We start from the raw sequence: 16258 nt of genomic DNA on the forward strand, positions 1-16258 counted from the left end.
TTCTGTTACTCATTCACTCCCAATTACCCGTCGTTCCTGTTGTGAACTGCTGTAGTTGTTAGCTAATCCTATCGAATTGCTACTTTGTAGGTGCGCAGCCAGTTATCTACCTGGGTCAGGTATGCAAACAATTGGGGACCTGACATCAGCTGACCAAACCAGGGCAGATTGCTGGAAGCCTCTGGCGAGGCCGCGATATCACGCACCTTTTGCGCATCAATCAGCTTAAGCAGCGGGGAAGAGGAATCATCCAGTAGCTCCAGCGCCTGCTTTTTCACAACGGCAAGATAGGAAGGGTTATGTGTTTTGGGGTATGGGCTTTTTTTACGGTACAGCACATCATCCGGCAATACACCCTCCAGCGCCTTTCGCAAGATACCTTTTTCACGTCCGCCTGTCGTCTTAATGCTCCACGGGATGTTCCATACATATTGCACCAGCCGATGATCGCAATACGGCACCCGTACTTCGAGTCCGACCCCCATACTCATCCGATCCTTGCGATCCAGCAGCGTAGGCATAAAGCGAGTGATGTTCAAATAGGACATAACACGCATTTGCGCAGCTTTACCTGTTTCCCCCGACAGCTTGGGTACTTCTCCTATGGCCTCTGAGTAGCGGTCATTCAAATACTCCAGCGGCTTGATCCAGTCCCGCACCTCGGGAGACAGCAGGCTGGCTCTCATATCGGGAGCGACCGCCCACGGGAACGTGCCTGAGTTCAGCATATCCTCACGATGGAACCACGGATATCCGCCAAACACTTCATCCGCCGCCTCGCCGGAAATGGCAACGGTTGCTCCTTTTTTAATCTCCCGGCAGAAGAGATACAGCGACGAATCTACATCCGCCATCCCCGGTAAATCCCGTGTTAGCGTGGAGTTGTTCAGAGCTTCTACGACCTCGGGTGTATCGAATTCGATCCAGTGATGGTGGGTGCCCAGTTCATCCACCATGCGCTGAATCCAGGGGGCATCGGCTCCGGGCTGGAACGCATGGGCTTTAAAATGCTTGTCGTTATCCACGTAATCAACCGAATACGTATCAACTTGTCCCTGCCCGGTACGCTTGTAATAATCGACAGCTAATGCGGACAGTGCGCTTGAATCCAGACCGCCAGACAGCAAGGTGCACACCGGAACGTCCGAAATGAGCTGCCGCTCCACCGTATCCAGCAACAGCTCACGTACCTTGAGCGCTGTTTGTTCCGTGTCATCCTCATGCGCAATGCTTTCCAGCTTCCAGTAGGTCTGAATATGCATGCCATCGCGGTCGTAGGTCAGTGTATGCCCGGGGCGCAGCTCCTTCATGGACGAGTAGACGCCGTGTCCGGGGGTACGTGCCGGTCCGATGATAAAAATTTCGGCCAATCCCTCGGCGTCTACGGCCGCTTCGACAGCAGGGTGCTGAAGCAGCGCTTTGGGCTCTGAGCCGAATACGAACACATCCTCATTGTGGCTATAAAATAGCGGCTTTACGCCCAGACGATCCCGCGCCAGAAAGACCTGCTGCCGCCCGCTATCCCAGACAGCAAACGCGAAAATGCCGTTTAATCGGTCCACGCATTCGGGGCCCCATTCGATATAGGCTTCGAGCAGCACCTCCGTGTCGCATTGTGTACGGAAAAAATGCCCGCGCTGCTGCAGTTCTTTTTTTAGCTCAGGCGCGTTATATATTTCTCCGTTATATACAATCGTATAGGTGATATCCTCAAGCTGCCGGATCATAGGCTGGGCGCCATTTTCCGGGTCCATTACGCTCAGTCTTCGGTGTCCGAAGGCACACGGGTTGGATATCCAGGTGCCAGCAGCATCAGGTCCGCGATTGGAGAGTGTTTGCGTCATATTTAGCAGCAGCTCCGACTGATGCATTAAGTCTCCGTTCCACTGTATGAAACCTGTAATTCCGCACATGTCTGTTCATCCTCTCTTTGTCGTGTTCATCCAGTGTTGGAATGAATTAAAAACTAAATCCCCAGTTCATCAGTATATATGCCGAAAAGAAGCATAAAATGTCTGTCCGTTCCGAAAACTACAGATGGGGCAACCCGTCTACTCGCAAGGAAGGAGGGAGACCAATGTACTACATCAAGGACGCCAAAATCCGTCGCTTCACTGAAATTGACGGCGTGCGCTGCGCAGAGGTAGAGGTGCGGCCCGGCGCGGCAGATGACCCGGAATTGCTGGTATATATCACGGCGAACAACCAGCAGGACGGTCAGAATGACTATGACATGGTACGGATCATTCGCAATGACGCCGATTTGGAATTGGATTGGTACGACAATAATCTGCACTCCGCATTTGAAGAAGTGACAGACAAGGCTTTTACCGATTCCACACACATTACCGCTGGGGAGGAACGGAACAAGTTTAAACGGGAATTGCTCTCCTACGGGCAGCTCAGCACGGAGTTTGCCAAGGAGTTCGGGGGATGAGAATTTGGTGTGCTATGCCTCGGCTTCTGTTGATCTGGACTCCGGCATCATCGCAGAATCAGCGTGAAAGGAGGGGGAAATCATAGACGGCAAACCGAAATACAAGAAGAATAAAAGCAGCAGTTATATTCATAACAATGAGTTTGCGGAAGAAGTGCTGGAGAAAAACGTAAGACATGAAGTACGTAGAAGTCCTAGACGCTTCGGCAATAAATAAACGAGAAGAATAAGGTTTGATGATCCAGTAATCCGAAAAAGCCTCCACTTCCGGTTTAACCAGCGGAATGCAGGAGGCTTTTTTGGAGCTACGCAGCTTCACGCAGTGTCATAATCCCTTTGTAAATGTTATAGACAAACACCCCGAGATAAACCACTACGAACAGCAGTACAAACCCGACAACAGAACCCGCATGATTGGCTGTTACAATAAAATAAAACAGCGGAATCGCCGCAATAATGGGGAAAATGTGCGATAAAATGGCTTTTTTGGCATGTCCCCGTACATATTCGTCTCGTACTGCAATCCACACGATGATAGGCAGCAGAAAAGGTGCAAAGAAAATGCTGAAATAACAAAGCGACGACAATAGACCCTTCACGGATCAACCCCTCCTTGTAATAGCATGCCCTTTTGTACATAATACCCCGTTAGCGTCCAAATGATTCCTTTCTCAGTGGTTTCCATGCAGGATGAAAAAATGCTTTTGACAGTTACCCGAAATGTGATATAATAATTAATACACTGAATACATAAGCTTTAATTGAATACCATTTTGTCCCAGTAGCTCAGCTGGATAGAGCAACGGCCTTCTAAGCCGTCGGTCGGGGGTTCGAATCCCTCCTGGGACGTACTGCAGAAGCTTCCTAATTCATATTAGGAAGCTTTTTTTGTGTTCCAGTGGGATGAGAATCCCCCTTGGGGGACGTCGGAGCATAAGCATCGCTAGCATAAACTTCGCAGTCTCGACCGTAAGGAGAGTATCCCTCCCATACTTGCTCGTAGATCCGTTCATACCGTTCATACTCGGCCGGAATCGCCTCGTTATGCATACGCTGTACGGAACTGGACGGTGCTTGCTGCATGCGGGCGCTATGCACTGCTGTAGAACCGAGCGCTTGTTCAACAATAGGGAGCGAAAGAGCTTGCTGTAGCGCTGTTTGGGACCAACAAAATCGTATACCCACACAAATGTTTTTCCATTCTTAATCTTGATGGTTTCGTCAAGCGCTGATTTTGGTTTTGAGCCTAAAATAAAAGATTTCTTATCCGATAATGATAAAGAGATTATTTTGTCGAATTTTCCGTTCAGAAGGAATATCTGAAATTAATATTTACAAAACGGGAAGAGAGAGGGGAATTTCTGTGTAAAATTGTTCCAATCTATCAGGGTTTTTGGCAGTTCGATAATGCTTCTCTAGGTTGAGATACGAAAGGGTGATGGAGGGCTTTATCTTTTTGAAAGAGTTGGATGCCAAAACAATTCTTTTATTTGTTTAAAATATGCAACATAAAAAAACGGTCTTATGGTTTCGGCGGGATCGTTTCCCTTCTCAGCCCCTCTCATCGGGGGACTGAAACGTCAGGGGATTGAAACATGCTTGACTGCAAGCGACCATCAACTTTTATGATAAACGACGAGTTGTTTTTGCAGAAAATGTTAGACGGAACAGGGGAAGGAAAATATGAAATGCAATAAAATAGCAAACGCCTTTTTAGCCTTAATTATGTTTTTGGGGATCATACTGCCTATTTTTATTCCAACAAGTTTGGTACGTGCTGCAGATGGAGTGCTTGACCCTGCAACAACTAATACGTTTACTCCTGTGGAACCTATAAACTTCATTACTACTGATGGGTCAGATGACACCATCAAAATAATCAATCTTCCTGTTAATACGACACCGGGAGCCAAGACTACCGTAGAGTTCTGGACGTATTGGAATGGGACGAATTTTGTCAAGCCGTTTGGTTGGTACATCTATAATCTTTATTTTGCTAATGGATACTTTGGATTTAATCAAGCTGATGGAAGTGTCTTAGGAATACCTTCTGCTGAATTGAAGAACAAATGGGTTCATGTAGCAGCAGTCTTTACGAATGGTGTTCCAACGGCTGATACAAATGAGCTTTACATCAACGGAGAGAAACAATCCATTAGTTTATTTCTCACGCAACAGACTGAATCTAAATCTGTTACTCCAATGGCCGTCATATCCGGATGGGGGCACGACTCAAAGTATAAATTCGCGGGTAAGTTAGCGGAAGTGCGTATCTGGAACTATGCCCGGACTGCTGAAGATATTCAGTCTGATATGAACCGATCTCTCAGTGGAGATGAAGCTGGTTTAATTGGGGCATGGAACCCAGATTCGTTGACAACGGGAATTGTTTATGATGTTACCAAGAGAAATAATGGAGTTGCTACAGGTTTTGCTGCTCCGCTCTTTAACTTGCAGATCACAGAAAAAACAGATCAGAAAATGGTACTAACCTGGGATAAAATTGCAAATGCAGAAACCTATGTACTCAAACGAAATAATTCAATCCTTTACCAAGGAGCGGATTCTACTTTTACAGATACAGGGTTGTCTCCATTTACCGATTATACGTACACGCTTATTGCACGGAATAGTAATGGGGAGACCAATGAGGCTAAAATAATAGACAAAACGAATAAATCGGTATTACCAACTCCGGCAAATATCGCAACCACCGCTACAAATTCGTCTATCACGCTGGATTGGGATGATGTTGCCGGGGCTACGACTTATGAGTTGAAGCGTGACGGTGTTAGTATATACAGCGGAAGCGAATCCCAACTTACCGACAATACAGGCTTGGCGGCAGCAACAACCTACACGTACACATTGGTAGCTAAGAGCAGTGTCGGAGAAAGTAGTCCAGCATCGGTGCAAGTAAAAACAGCTGATCCAGCGCCAGCAACTCCAGCGAATCTGACTGGTACAGCCACTACAACGGGCATTAAGCTCAGCTGGAATGCAGCAGACAACGCCGAGAGCTACGAGTTGAAACGCGATGGCCAAGAGGTGTACACGGGGAGCGACCTGACCTATACGGATACAGGCTTGACGTCGTCCACGAACTATACGTACACATTGGTAGCCAAGAACGGAAGCGGAGAAAGCAGTCCGGCATCTGTGCAAGTAAAGACAGCCGATCCGATGCCAGCTGATCCGACGCCGACTGATCCAACGCCGACCACTCCAGCCCCGGCGACTCCAGCGACTCCGACGAATCTGACAGGCACAGCCACTGCAACGAGCATCATGCTCAGCTGGAATGCAGCAGACAGTGCTGAGAGCTACGAGTTGCAAAGAGATGGACAAGTGGTGTACACGGGAAGCGAACTGACCTATACGGATAGCGGATTAACGGCGTCCACGAGCTACACGTACACATTGGTAGCCAAGAACGGAACCGGAGAAAGCAGTCCGGCATCGTTGCAAGTAAAGACAGCCGATCCGATGCCAGCTGATCCGACGCCGACTGATCCGATGCCGACTGATCCAACGCCGACCACTCCAGCCCCGGCGACTCCAGCGACTCCGACAGGCACAGCCACTACAACGAGCATTAAGCTCAGCTGGAATGCAGCAGACAACGCCGAGAGCTACGAGTTGAAACGAGACGGCCAAGTGGTCTATAGCGGAAACGACCTGACCTATACGGATACAGGCTTGACGGCGTCCACGAGCTACACGTACACATTGGTAGCCAAGAACGGAACAGGGGAAAGCAGTCCGGTATCGGTGCAAGTAAAGACAGCCGATCCGGCGCCGCAGTCCCGGCGGCACCCCTCTCCAGCGACTCCGACGAATCTGACAGGCACAGCCACTACAACGAGCATCAAGCTCAGCTGGAATGCAGCAGACAACGCCGAGAACTACGAGTTGAAGCGAGACGGTCAACTGGTCTACAGCGGAAACGAACTAACCTATACGGATACAGGCTTGACGTCGTCCACGAGCTATACGTACACATTGGTAGCCAAGAATGGAACAAGAGAAAGCAGCCCGGCCTCGGTGCAAGTAAAGACAGCCGATCCGGCGCCAACCACACCGTCGACCACGCCATCACCATCGATTCCAGTAAGGCCGCTGCCAACGGCCCCAATCAACTTTGTTGGCACAAGCAATGAGAGAAGTATTCTTCTCATTTGGGCTCCGGTTGTGCAAGCGATGAGCTATGAACTGAAGCGTGACGGCGTAATCATCTACAGCGGTGTGGACACCAGCTTTAACGATATTGGATTGGAGCGGTCAACCACCTACGTTTACTCATTGGTGGCTAAAAATAATGCGGGAGAAAGTGCCCCACAAGTTATTCAGATAGCAACGAAGAGTCATAATTTAGAATCACCCAAATTCGTGAGAAAACTGGTAAAATCAACAAATGTTACACTCACATGGAAAAAGGTTGTAAATGCTGACACCTATGAATTGTTACGAGACGGAAAAAGCATTTATAAAGGGAAGCTTACATGGTTCACAGATAAGCGATTAACCCCTTCAAAGACGTACACGTATACATTGGTGGCTAAAAATAATGCGGGAGAAAGCGTCCCACAAGTTATTCAGATAGCAACGAAGAGTCACAATTTAGAATCACCCAAATTCGTGAGAAAACTGGTAAAATCAACGAGTACTACACTCACATGGAAAAAGGTTGTAAATGCTGACACCTATGAATTGTTACGAGACGGAAAAAGCATTTATAAAGGGAAACTTACATGGTTCACAGATAAGCGATTAACCCCTTCAAAGACGTACACGTATACATTGGTAGCTTGGAGCCGAAATGACAGCAGTCAGTCATCTGTTATTCTCGTAACAAATCCGAACAGTCCGGATAAAATAAAAACCAAAGACATCACTGCTTCAAAGATTAAGGTAGTTTGGACAGCGAATGGAAACTCAAATGAAACCGAGTACCGTGTTACAACGAACAATGGTTATGACAGTGGATGGATAACCGATTTGGAACATACGCTAACCAATCTATCTGCAAACAAGCGCTATAAGATTTCTATTACTGCAAGAAACAAGGCAGGCGTAGTATCAAACAGCGGAACCATTAAAACGAAGACAAAGAAGAAATGATCATCTAAAGAGGTTGGTATTTTCCCCTTACGGTAGACAGTGAAAAAAGAGTCTATGATGGACTCAACACTGTTGGCCGGAGGGTTTTTTTTATGCCACAAAGTTTAATAAATATGACGAGGAAACAGAGAAAGAGGCTGTTCGTTTACGTATTCAAGAACAGTAGAGCTATACACAGATTCGAGAAAGACTTGGGATTAAAAGCCTCTAATATGGGAGCTATGTAATCGAAATAATCTACAGCTTGCAGATGATTTTCCATTTTTAACCTTTAATGATTCCGTCAAGCACTGATTTTGGTTTTGAGCCTTTTTAATTCATAATTATTTAATCCGACATGGATAACAAAAAAGCGGCCGTGACCCCATCAAAATCGCAGGGAGACGACCGTTTTTCCGTACGTCCAGCATAGTCAGCTTCTTTTATAGATTTACACCGTAGCCTTCGCCTTATCGGCAAAGAACTGCGGCAAATGCTCTTTATGTGCTTCCAGCAATTCATCCAGCACGGTTTGGGCAATGTCACCGCTTGGAACGAGCGGATTCAGGGTAAAGGCTTGCAATGCGGTTGCGTAGTCGCCAGTGACGGCTGCTTCAATCGTCAGCTCTTCCATCGCCTTCATCACTTGCAGCAAGCCGCGTTGTGCTGGCGGGAATTTGCCAAAGTTTACAGGCTCCGCACCATGTGCGCGAATCACGCTGGTAATTTCGATTGCGCTATCATAAGGGACATCATCAATCGCTCCGTTATTCCGTGTGCTCACCACCATCAGCGTGCCTTTGTTATTATAGATCGAATTAATAATTTCACAGGCTGCATCGCTGTAATGCGCACCGCCACGTTTGGATAGTTCCTCTGGTTTGTAATCCAGATTCGGATCTTTATACAGTTCAAACAGACTCTCTTCGAGACGTTTGACGACTTGTCCCCGAGTTCCTTCGTTTTTGGCTTCCTCTAATTCTTCCTTGAGCATGTTATCCGTCATGTAGTAATACCGATGGTAAGGACAAGGCAGCATTTTCAATTGACGAACCTGATCATACAGGAAGCGCATGTTTCTGATATTTTCAACGACCTTCTCCGGTTTTGCGCCGGGCGCGTACAGTCCTTCGATGACTTGCTCCGTTAATTCGGCCCCTGTTTTGTCAAAAATTCTGTGCCAGTGAAGGTGGTTAATGCCTGCAAATTTGAAGAACAGCTCTTCTTCCGATTTGTCCAGCACGGCTGCTGCACTCTTGATTGCGCCAATTGGAACATTACATAATCCGATGACTTTGTCCCATTGACCATAACGAAGCACCGCTTCGGTGACCATACCAGCAGGATTGGTGAAATTAATCAGCCACGCATTTGGACACAGCTCCTTCATATCTTCGACGATACTAAGGATAACGGGAATGGTACGAAAGGCTTTGAACATCCCGCCGGCGCCATTGGTTTCCTGACCGATCATACCGTGTTTTAACGGAATACTTTCATCTTTAATCCGGGCTTCGAGCAGGCCTACCCGAAACTGTGTCGTTACAAAATCGGCATCCTTCAAGGCTTCCCGACGATCCAGCGTCAAATGTACTTCGCAATCAATGCCTGCGGCCTTCACCATCCGTTTGGCCATTGCCCCTACGATCTCCAGCTTTTCGCGTCCTGCTTCAATGTCTACCAGCCACAATTCCCGAATGGGAAGCTCTGCATAGCGTTTGATGAAGCCTTCTACTAATTCTGGTGTATAGCTGGAGCCTCCGCCAATGGTTGCAATCTTTATGCCTTTTTTCATGGTTAGTGCCTCCTGAGTATGTTTTTTTAAACCGCTTTCTTAAGCTCAATTTCACTGTAATCCCTGTAATGCATTACAGGTCAAGCGTTTTTAAAAAACTTATTTGGGGAAGGTGATAATTATAGGGCAGGACCACGAACATGCTCAACACGAACATGCTAAAATAGAAAGAACGAGGTGAGAAATGTGGCGAATATTCATGAAATTGCAAAGCTCGCGGGTGTATCCTCGGCTACGGTGTCCCGTGTCATTAATAACCATCCGTACGTAAGTGAACCGACAAGACAGCGTGTGCAGGAGGTCATCGACCGACTGGATTATGTTCCTAATTTAAATGCGGTTTCATTAAAAAAGGGCATGACCAAGCTCATCGGGATTATTTCAATTTCTTTTAATGATTCTTTGAGTGTATTTGTGCGTGGCTTTACAACGTATGCTCAGGAGCATGGCTTTAATATAGCGCTGTTTATTACGAATGGAGAGAAGGAACGGGAGCTTGAGGCACTGGAAATGCTGCGGAGAAAGCAACTGGATGCTTTGGTTTGCATGATTCGTGTCAATGAGTGGAGTGTGATTGAGCACTACACCAAGTATGGCCCGATTGTGACATGGCAGCGTGTGAATATTGAGACGATTCCGTCCGTATTTATGGATCAGTATCAGGGGTACATGCTTGCGCTGGAGCATCTATATGCCAGAGGATATCGCAGTATTGTGAATGTATATGGGAATATGAGGGGACTGAATACGAAGGAGCGCATCCGGGCCTATCATGATTTTTGCAAAAAATATGATCTGGACGCTGATGCCTTCTCGCATTTTTATGACTTGAATTCCATAGAAGCGGGTGAACAAATTGCTCACTGGTGGGGAGAACAACCCAACAAACCGGATGCCTTTGCTTGCTCTACCGATTACTTGGCTGCAGGGCTTTTGACCGAAGCACGCAGGCTTGGTGTTTCTGTCCCGAGTGATGTTGCTGTGATGGGCTTTGATAATACCGAAATTTCGCATTTGCTTGATTTAACAACCATTCATTACCCGATTGACAAACAGGCAGAAAATGCGTTCATCATGATTTGGAATGCCCTTGAGGGACTGAATGAAGCACTACATCCTTTGGAGTTCAAATTAGTTGAGCGAGCGACCACTTAAGTGAACCGCCCCCGAATTTTAGACGCATGATATATTCCTCCAAGATTCGGGGTGTGGATTTTACTTTATAGCCAATTTACTTATTTAAAATAGGTATCTCTCCAAGCAGCTTCTTCAAGTTAATAGAATCCCATGGCATATGCTCTGTTATACCTAATCCAACTACATCTGTTTCTTCAGATAGTTCTTTAATCAGATTAAGTAGTTGAGGCATTTGCATGGTTCCCGCAGGAGAGTAATGATAAGGTGCTTCAGGGTTGGCGAATAATAAAGAACGAAATGCTTTTGGGTCAAGTACATCTAAATCAAGGTGAATCGCCAGGTGCTTAATGCCACTTTCTTTAATCCACTCTTTTATAGATTCAGTACTGTTCGTTAGCTCTTGGGTTCCTGCAGTTCTAATCCCTAGTCTTTGAATCACTTCTGTATCTGGTTCTGCAGGAGCTATACCTAGTCTTTGAAACGCTTCTGAAATCACTTCTATTTCTTGCTCTGTAGGAGTAGCTAATCCTGCGATAAAGACATTTTCAGGTTTTAGAGGGATCTTCACATGTTTTGCGAACTCCTCATCACCTTCTCCCAACAGATTTCCGAGCGGTAATGTATGTCCGTTATCATAGCCCACATATCTAACTAAATCACTGTGAGCATCGATCCAAATTAAACCTAATTCCCCACCGTATCGTTCGTTTAAATAGGCAAAAGGGGCTTGCTCGACCAAGCAGTCACCACCAAACATTACAATGCGATCTGGCTTATGAGCATCAATGATATGCTGAGCAGCCTCTAATTGTTCAAGCAGCTGTTTTCTCCCATTCATACCGTTCTCGTTTTCCAGCGGAGTTCCATCATAAGCTTGCACTGGAACATGAATAAGGGGTTGATCATTGTCCGGAGCTAGCCAAGCAAGTAGTTCAGCTCCAAAAGAGTAGTTAGGATTGTATCCCCCTTGCCATTGTGGCATTAACAGGCGTATCGTTTTTTTAGTCATGTTATTCTCTCCTTTACTTCAAAAGTAAGGCTAGTATAAACTGAACACAAATAAAAACGTAGTACGCACTTTATTGAAAGGTACTACCCGAAAGGATAGTGTAAATATGAGTATGGCTGAATTTAAAGGTAAAGTTAAAAATATTCAAGATACACCTTTTGGTTATACCGTATCAGTTATTGGTGGTAAATGGAAAATGGTTATTATTTACCTCCTGGCAGAAAACCAAACGGTTCGCTTTAATGATCTGAAAAGGCAGATAGGAGCTATTACTTATAAAACATTGAGTTCACAGCTAAAAGAATTGGAAGCGGATGGTCTGGTGAATCGGAAAGAGTATCCTCAAATTCCTCCTAAAGTCGAGTACAGTCTCACACATAAAGCGGAGACACTATTACCTGTTTTGGAAGGGCTATGTGAGTGGGGAACCAAAAACCAAAATAATTAAATCCAGTAGTGCTTAGATTAGGACAATGCTCTTTTCAAAGCAATACATGCTACTCGCGGATGTATTTCAATTAATAATTGGAAATGGAATATAATGAGGAGGATGTAGTCCAAGCCAAGGCGCGGGAGCGTCTTTTTTATTGAACTAACGGGAGTTACTTCGCGGTGGTTTGTTTAAACAGTCCACAATCCGGGTCAGTGTTCAGCACTGCCGGGGGTAACAATAAAAAAATAAATTGAACACAAATTAACGCTATGATATAATCGATAGCGCCATTGACAAATTAAAGTGAAAATTGTATCCATTTTTATTCCTACTTTAATTGTACATCTGGAACTTTGATTTGTCAATGCTCTTTTTCATCCCAGAAAACGGAAAAAGGAGTGTGTTCAAGGAGAGATGGAAACGAAGGATTGGCAGCAGGAACAGGAGCGGCTGGAACGAGTCAGGAACAAGCTGCAGGCGAGAATCGCTGAACTGGAGCCGGAGGTTGCCGGACTGCGTGATCAGGCTGCGGACATCCGCAAGCGGTTTTGGGAAGATGTTACGATCAACACAAGCACGCATGAAGATTTCGAAGAGACCTTCTACACGATTAATCAGCAGTCGGCGGTCTTGGCCGAACGGGAGCGCGGCCACAAGCTGTTGACGCAGCAACTGAAAAGCATGAACCGTCTCCTCCCGTCTCCTTATTTCGGACGCATCGACTTTCAGGAGGATGGGCTGGACCTCAGCGAGCAGATCTATATCGGCGTATCTTCCTTCGTCGACGAAGACGGATTGAGCTTTCTGATCTATGACTGGCGTACGCCAATCGCAAGCCTGTACTACGACTATTCCCCCGGCCGAGCGTCTTATGTCACGCCGGGCGGACGAATCGAAGGGACGATGGAGCTCAAACGGCAATTTCAGATTCAAAACGGGCAAATCCGCAACATGTTTGACGCGAGTGAAACGATCGGAGACGAATTGCTGCAGCAAGTGCTCGGCAAAGGTGCAGACTCGCAAATGAAGAGTATCGTAGCAACTATTCAGAAGGAACAAAACGCCATCATCCGCAATGACAAAAGCCGGATGCTTATCGTACAGGGGGCGGCCGGCAGCGGTAAGACTTCCGCGGCATTGCAGCGGGTGGCGTACTTGCTCTACAAACACCGTCAGACGATCAGAGCTGATCAGATCGTTCTTTTCTCACCGAATCCGATGTTTGCCAGTTATATCTCCACCGTCCTTCCGGAGCTCGGTGAAGAGAATATGCAGCAGACGACTTTTCAAGAATATCTCGACTATTGGTTAGGTTCCTCGTTACGGCCGGAGGATCCCTTTGATCAGATCGAATACGTACTGACCGCACAAGGAGCGCCGGGATATGAGGCTCGTCTTCAGGGGATCGAGTATAAAGCTTCCGAGGCTTTCCTGCAAGCCCTGCAGAACTATGGAATGTGGTTGGGACGGGAAGGCATGCAATTCAACGATATTCGGTTCCGGGACCGCGGTTTGATTACCGCGGAGCAAATGAGAGCGAAATTTTACAGTTATGACCGTTCACTGCCGTTGTACAATCGTGTCGTTCTCTTGCAAGAATGGCTGCTGAATGAATTGGCCTCGCTGGAACGTATGGAACGGGACGCGCTTTGGGTAGAGGAAGAGCTGAATTATCTCGACACCGAGCAGTACGCGGAAGTCTTCGGAATGCTGCACAAAGAGAAGGAAGTATTCGACGTTGCGGAACAATACGCCGTAGTTCGCGAGAAAATGAACAACAAGCGACGGGAAGATGAAGGCGACTTTGATTTTGCACGGAGGGAGGAAGATCTGCTCCGCCGCAGGATTGTGAAAGAAAGCTTTAAACCGCTAAGGAAAATCGTGAAGAAGCTCTTGTTTGTAGATATCAAAGGCATATATGGCCAATTGTTTGTTGACGAAGCCGCTTATCGGGAGAAAACGAATGGGGCCGTCATCCCCCTGCTGTGGCCTGAAATATGCAGGCAAACCAAGGAAGCGCTGCTCCGGAACGAGTTATTCTACGAGGATGCGACTCCGTATTTGTATGTAAAAGAACTGATCGAAGGCGTCCGGACGAACACAGAAATCCGGTATGTTTTCGTTGATGAGGGTCAGGATTATTCGCCGTTTCAATATGAATATCTAAAAAAGCTGTTCCCCCGTGCCCGGATGACGGTGCTCGGCGATTTCGGGCAAGCAATCTTCATGCAGGCCACAAGTCTGGACGCATCCGATTCGCCGCTTGTCCGCCTTTTCGGGGAAGACGAAACAAGTCTTGTTCGCCTGGTACGCAGTTATCGTTCAACCAGGGAGATTGTTGAATTTACGAAATCGATGCTTCCAGGCGGGGAAGAAATCGTACCGTTTGAAAGAGGAGGCCCAAAACCACTTCTCACGAGACTGGACGGCGGGGAGAAGCGTGATGCGCAAATTCTGGCAGACATTGCGGCGCTCAGGGCCGAGGGCTTCGATTCCATTGCCGTCATTACGAAGACCGCAGCAGAAAGCCGTGAGGCCTATGAATCGTTACGGACTCATGGAGGCGAAGCTCTGCAGCTCATTACGAAAGAGACGTCAGGCTTTGAAAAAGGAGTGATGGTCATTCCCGTGTATCTCGCCAAAGGTGTCGAGTTCGATGCAGTCTTGGTCTATGATGCTTCGTCTGAATCTTACGGCCGGGACAATGAACGCAAGCTTCTTTATACGGCGTGTACGAGGGCTATGCACCGGCTCCATCTTTACACGACGGGCGATTGGTCGTCGTTCGTGCAGGCATTGCCTGCGAATTTGTACGAGAAAGCGTCATATTGACGGATCGTGGCGTCGCAAATCACTTCCCACGCCGCAAGCGCGGGAGCGGACGCGAATCCACTGAGTGCCGTCGTCGCGGGTTATGGCGACACGTTCTTCCTGTCCGTATGCCATCGTGACCGCAGGTATCGCACTGTCGCTCCTTCTGCGTAAAACCGAAGCAGCAGGAAGAAGACGGAACCGCTGGCGAGGATAATACGGACCCCGCGATGATGATAGGTCACTAATCACGAATCGGCTCCGATTCGCTCGTATGCAAATAGCCTTGGCCGTTAGTCGGCCAAGGCTATTTTTTACTGTACGCCCACCTCAAAACTTGGAAACATACGATATATAATCCGAGTGGGAAGGGGCGTTCTTTGAATGTCCCAGTAAGTGTTCTGGCATGTTATGCACATATTGTTAATATTTTTGGGGGGATTGAGCTTGGATTACAAATCGATTGACAGATAAGAGAAGAGCCTGAGAGGGACGAAGAAATCTCGTACCCTCAGGCTCTTCTCTTATTATTGTTATAATTATATTATTAGTGATTATTTATGGAGAACATCCGCGTATTCGGGGAGACGTTCGAATCGTCCCTTGGCAAACGGGCATAAGGGTAAAATCTTAATACCGTTTTCCCGCGCGTATTCTACCATAGCTTTGACCAGCTTATCGCCAAGCCCTTGTCCTCGGTAAGCATTTTCGACCAAAGTGTGATCAATAATGTAAAGCTCCGGATTTGAGATTACATACGTCATCAATGCAGCAATGCCGTCGTTATCTCGAATAAGAAATCTTTTATTAGCGGTATCATGATCTACAATATGCATGTTCATCCCTCTTTCTTTGTTGAATATTCACCGTCCAGACGTCTATACGTCAGTGCTCCGCTTGGACAGGTGTCAATATGTCGGGCAATTGCCTCCATAGTGTCAGCATCGGGATTAACCCAAGGACGCTTGCTTAAATCAAAAACACCAGGGAGGCCTTTTACGCAAATACCGGAATGAATGCATACCTCCGAATTAAACATGACCTCGATATCTTTACCGTAGTATACTTTCTGATTAGTCATAATTCCTTCACATCTTTCATTTATGAGTTTGTTTAAAGACCAAGATTCATTCTTCGAAAGCTGTCAGAAATCTTTCCAAATGGCGAAGCGTTGATTCGTCGTCCAATTCTCCGGTGGTTTCATTCGGTTTTTCGTGATTGCTGCCGATGAGAACCTTCGGACCCGACATCGGTATAGGCATTCATGGCAAGCAGTGTCTGTCTCACCTGGTCTTGTGACTGCGCAGGGTGACAATCAGTACACCGTCCGCTTTTCGAATGCTTTCTTTAAATTTGACAACCGACTGGGGATCGCCTTGGCTCTCGATGTCAGAATTATAAAGAGGAATCGTTAATAAGTCAACGTGATCAGCTGATGTTTTCAACTAGCGGACTGACAATATGGACCGTTGCAAAAATGCTGACGATCCTTTTTTGTATACCTTTACAAACTTCGTAAGTATGCCCGCACTTGTC

General features: G+C 46.8%; 11 protein-coding genes, 1 tRNA gene and 1 pseudogene. 6 read left to right on the top strand and 7 right to left on the bottom strand.

Annotation, left to right across the window (positions count from 1 at the left end):
* Positions 1-68 precede the first annotated feature (68 nt).
* Positions 69-1913: an asparagine synthase (glutamine-hydrolyzing) gene (gene asnB, locus B4V02_RS05530; RefSeq protein ID WP_094154040.1), complete on the bottom strand. Its 1845-nt coding sequence runs from the start codon at positions 1911-1913 to the stop codon at positions 69-71.
* Between the two features lie 164 nt (positions 1914-2077).
* Here asnB and B4V02_RS05535 point away from each other — a divergent pair, with 164 nt between their 5' ends.
* A complete protein-coding gene (locus B4V02_RS05535; protein WP_094154041.1) occupies positions 2078-2437 on the top strand; it encodes a hypothetical protein in 360 nt (119 codons plus the stop codon).
* A 305-nt stretch (positions 2438-2742) separates the two neighbouring features.
* Here the strand turns inward: B4V02_RS05535 and B4V02_RS05540 are convergent, their stop codons facing one another.
* On the bottom strand, positions 2743-3036 hold the full coding sequence (locus B4V02_RS05540; RefSeq protein WP_068500244.1) for a magnetosome magnetite crystal formation protein family: 294 nt from the start codon (positions 3034-3036) through the stop codon (positions 2743-2745).
* Positions 3037-3212: 176 nt separating this feature from the next.
* Between B4V02_RS05540 and B4V02_RS05545 the strand changes: the two genes are divergently transcribed.
* A tRNA-Arg gene (locus B4V02_RS05545) sits at positions 3213-3286 on the top strand.
* Positions 3287-3421: 135 nt separating this feature from the next.
* Here B4V02_RS05545 and B4V02_RS27190 read toward each other — a convergent pair.
* Positions 3422-3627, bottom strand: a pseudogene (locus B4V02_RS27190) (ISL3 family transposase); the annotation flags it as partial.
* Between the two features lie 493 nt (positions 3628-4120).
* Here B4V02_RS27190 and B4V02_RS05555 point away from each other — a divergent pair.
* Entirely contained in the window at positions 4121-7558 is a 3438-nt protein-coding gene (locus B4V02_RS05555) for a fibronectin type III domain-containing protein (protein WP_094154042.1), read from the top strand.
* A 430-nt stretch (positions 7559-7988) separates the two neighbouring features.
* Here the strand turns inward: B4V02_RS05555 and B4V02_RS05560 are convergent, their stop codons facing one another.
* Positions 7989-9332: a 6-phospho-beta-glucosidase gene (locus tag B4V02_RS05560; protein WP_094154043.1), complete on the bottom strand. Its 1344-nt coding sequence runs from the start codon at positions 9330-9332 to the stop codon at positions 7989-7991.
* 186 nt (positions 9333-9518) lie between these two features.
* Here B4V02_RS05560 and B4V02_RS05565 point away from each other — a divergent pair, with 186 nt between their 5' ends.
* Positions 9519-10487 (top strand): LacI family DNA-binding transcriptional regulator, encoded by a 969-nt coding sequence (locus tag B4V02_RS05565; protein WP_094154044.1) that lies wholly within the window; start codon positions 9519-9521, stop codon positions 10485-10487.
* 76 nt (positions 10488-10563) lie between these two features.
* Here the strand turns inward: B4V02_RS05565 and B4V02_RS05570 are convergent, their stop codons facing one another.
* Positions 10564-11478: an arginase family protein gene (locus B4V02_RS05570; protein ID WP_094154045.1), complete on the bottom strand. Its 915-nt coding sequence runs from the start codon at positions 11476-11478 to the stop codon at positions 10564-10566.
* A 106-nt stretch (positions 11479-11584) separates the two neighbouring features.
* Here B4V02_RS05570 and B4V02_RS05575 point away from each other — a divergent pair, with 106 nt between their 5' ends.
* Positions 11585-11926, top strand: coding sequence for a winged helix-turn-helix transcriptional regulator (locus tag B4V02_RS05575; protein ID WP_094154046.1), 342 nt, complete (start codon positions 11585-11587; stop codon positions 11924-11926).
* A gap of 399 nt (positions 11927-12325) precedes the next feature.
* The gene (gene helD, locus B4V02_RS05580; protein WP_094154047.1) at positions 12326-14743 is read left to right on the top strand and encodes an RNA polymerase recycling motor HelD; all 2418 of its coding nucleotides are present in this window, start codon (positions 12326-12328) and stop codon (positions 14741-14743) included.
* Positions 14744-15276: 533 nt separating this feature from the next.
* Here helD and B4V02_RS05590 read toward each other — a convergent pair.
* Positions 15277-15558, bottom strand: a complete 282-nt coding sequence (locus B4V02_RS05590) for a GNAT family N-acetyltransferase (protein ID WP_007431778.1) — start codon at positions 15556-15558, stop codon at positions 15277-15279.
* Between the two features lie 2 nt (positions 15559-15560).
* Complete coding sequence (locus B4V02_RS05595) at positions 15561-15803, bottom strand: (4Fe-4S)-binding protein (RefSeq protein ID WP_029390138.1); 243 nt, start codon at positions 15801-15803, stop codon at positions 15561-15563.
* Between the last annotated feature and the right edge of the window lie 455 nt (positions 15804-16258).

Source organism: Paenibacillus kribbensis, from assembly GCF_002240415.1.
Classification (GTDB): domain Bacteria; phylum Bacillota; class Bacilli; order Paenibacillales; family Paenibacillaceae; genus Paenibacillus; species Paenibacillus kribbensis.

What these genes read in the sequence shown, in the direction of transcription:
- B4V02_RS05555 (WP_094154042.1), top strand. Translation starts at nt 4,121, where the DNA reads ATGAAATGCAATAAAATAGCAAACGCCTTTTTAGCCTTAATTATGTTT.
- B4V02_RS05595 (WP_029390138.1), bottom strand. Translation starts at nt 15,803, where the DNA reads ATGACTAATCAGAAAGTATACTACGGTAAAGATATCGAGGTCATGTTT.
- B4V02_RS05575 (WP_094154046.1), top strand. Translation starts at nt 11,585, where the DNA reads ATGAGTATGGCTGAATTTAAAGGTAAAGTTAAAAATATTCAAGATACA.
- B4V02_RS05535 (WP_094154041.1), top strand. Translation starts at nt 2,078, where the DNA reads ATGTACTACATCAAGGACGCCAAAATCCGTCGCTTCACTGAAATTGAC.
- helD (WP_094154047.1), top strand. Translation starts at nt 12,326, where the DNA reads ATGGAAACGAAGGATTGGCAGCAGGAACAGGAGCGGCTGGAACGAGTC.
- B4V02_RS05590 (WP_007431778.1), bottom strand. Translation starts at nt 15,558, where the DNA reads ATGCATATTGTAGATCATGATACCGCTAATAAAAGATTTCTTATTCGA.
- B4V02_RS05560 (WP_094154043.1), bottom strand. Translation starts at nt 9,332, where the DNA reads ATGAAAAAAGGCATAAAGATTGCAACCATTGGCGGAGGCTCCAGCTAT.
- B4V02_RS05570 (WP_094154045.1), bottom strand. Translation starts at nt 11,478, where the DNA reads ATGACTAAAAAAACGATACGCCTGTTAATGCCACAATGGCAAGGGGGA.
- asnB (WP_094154040.1), bottom strand. Translation starts at nt 1,913, where the DNA reads ATGTGCGGAATTACAGGTTTCATACAGTGGAACGGAGACTTAATGCAT.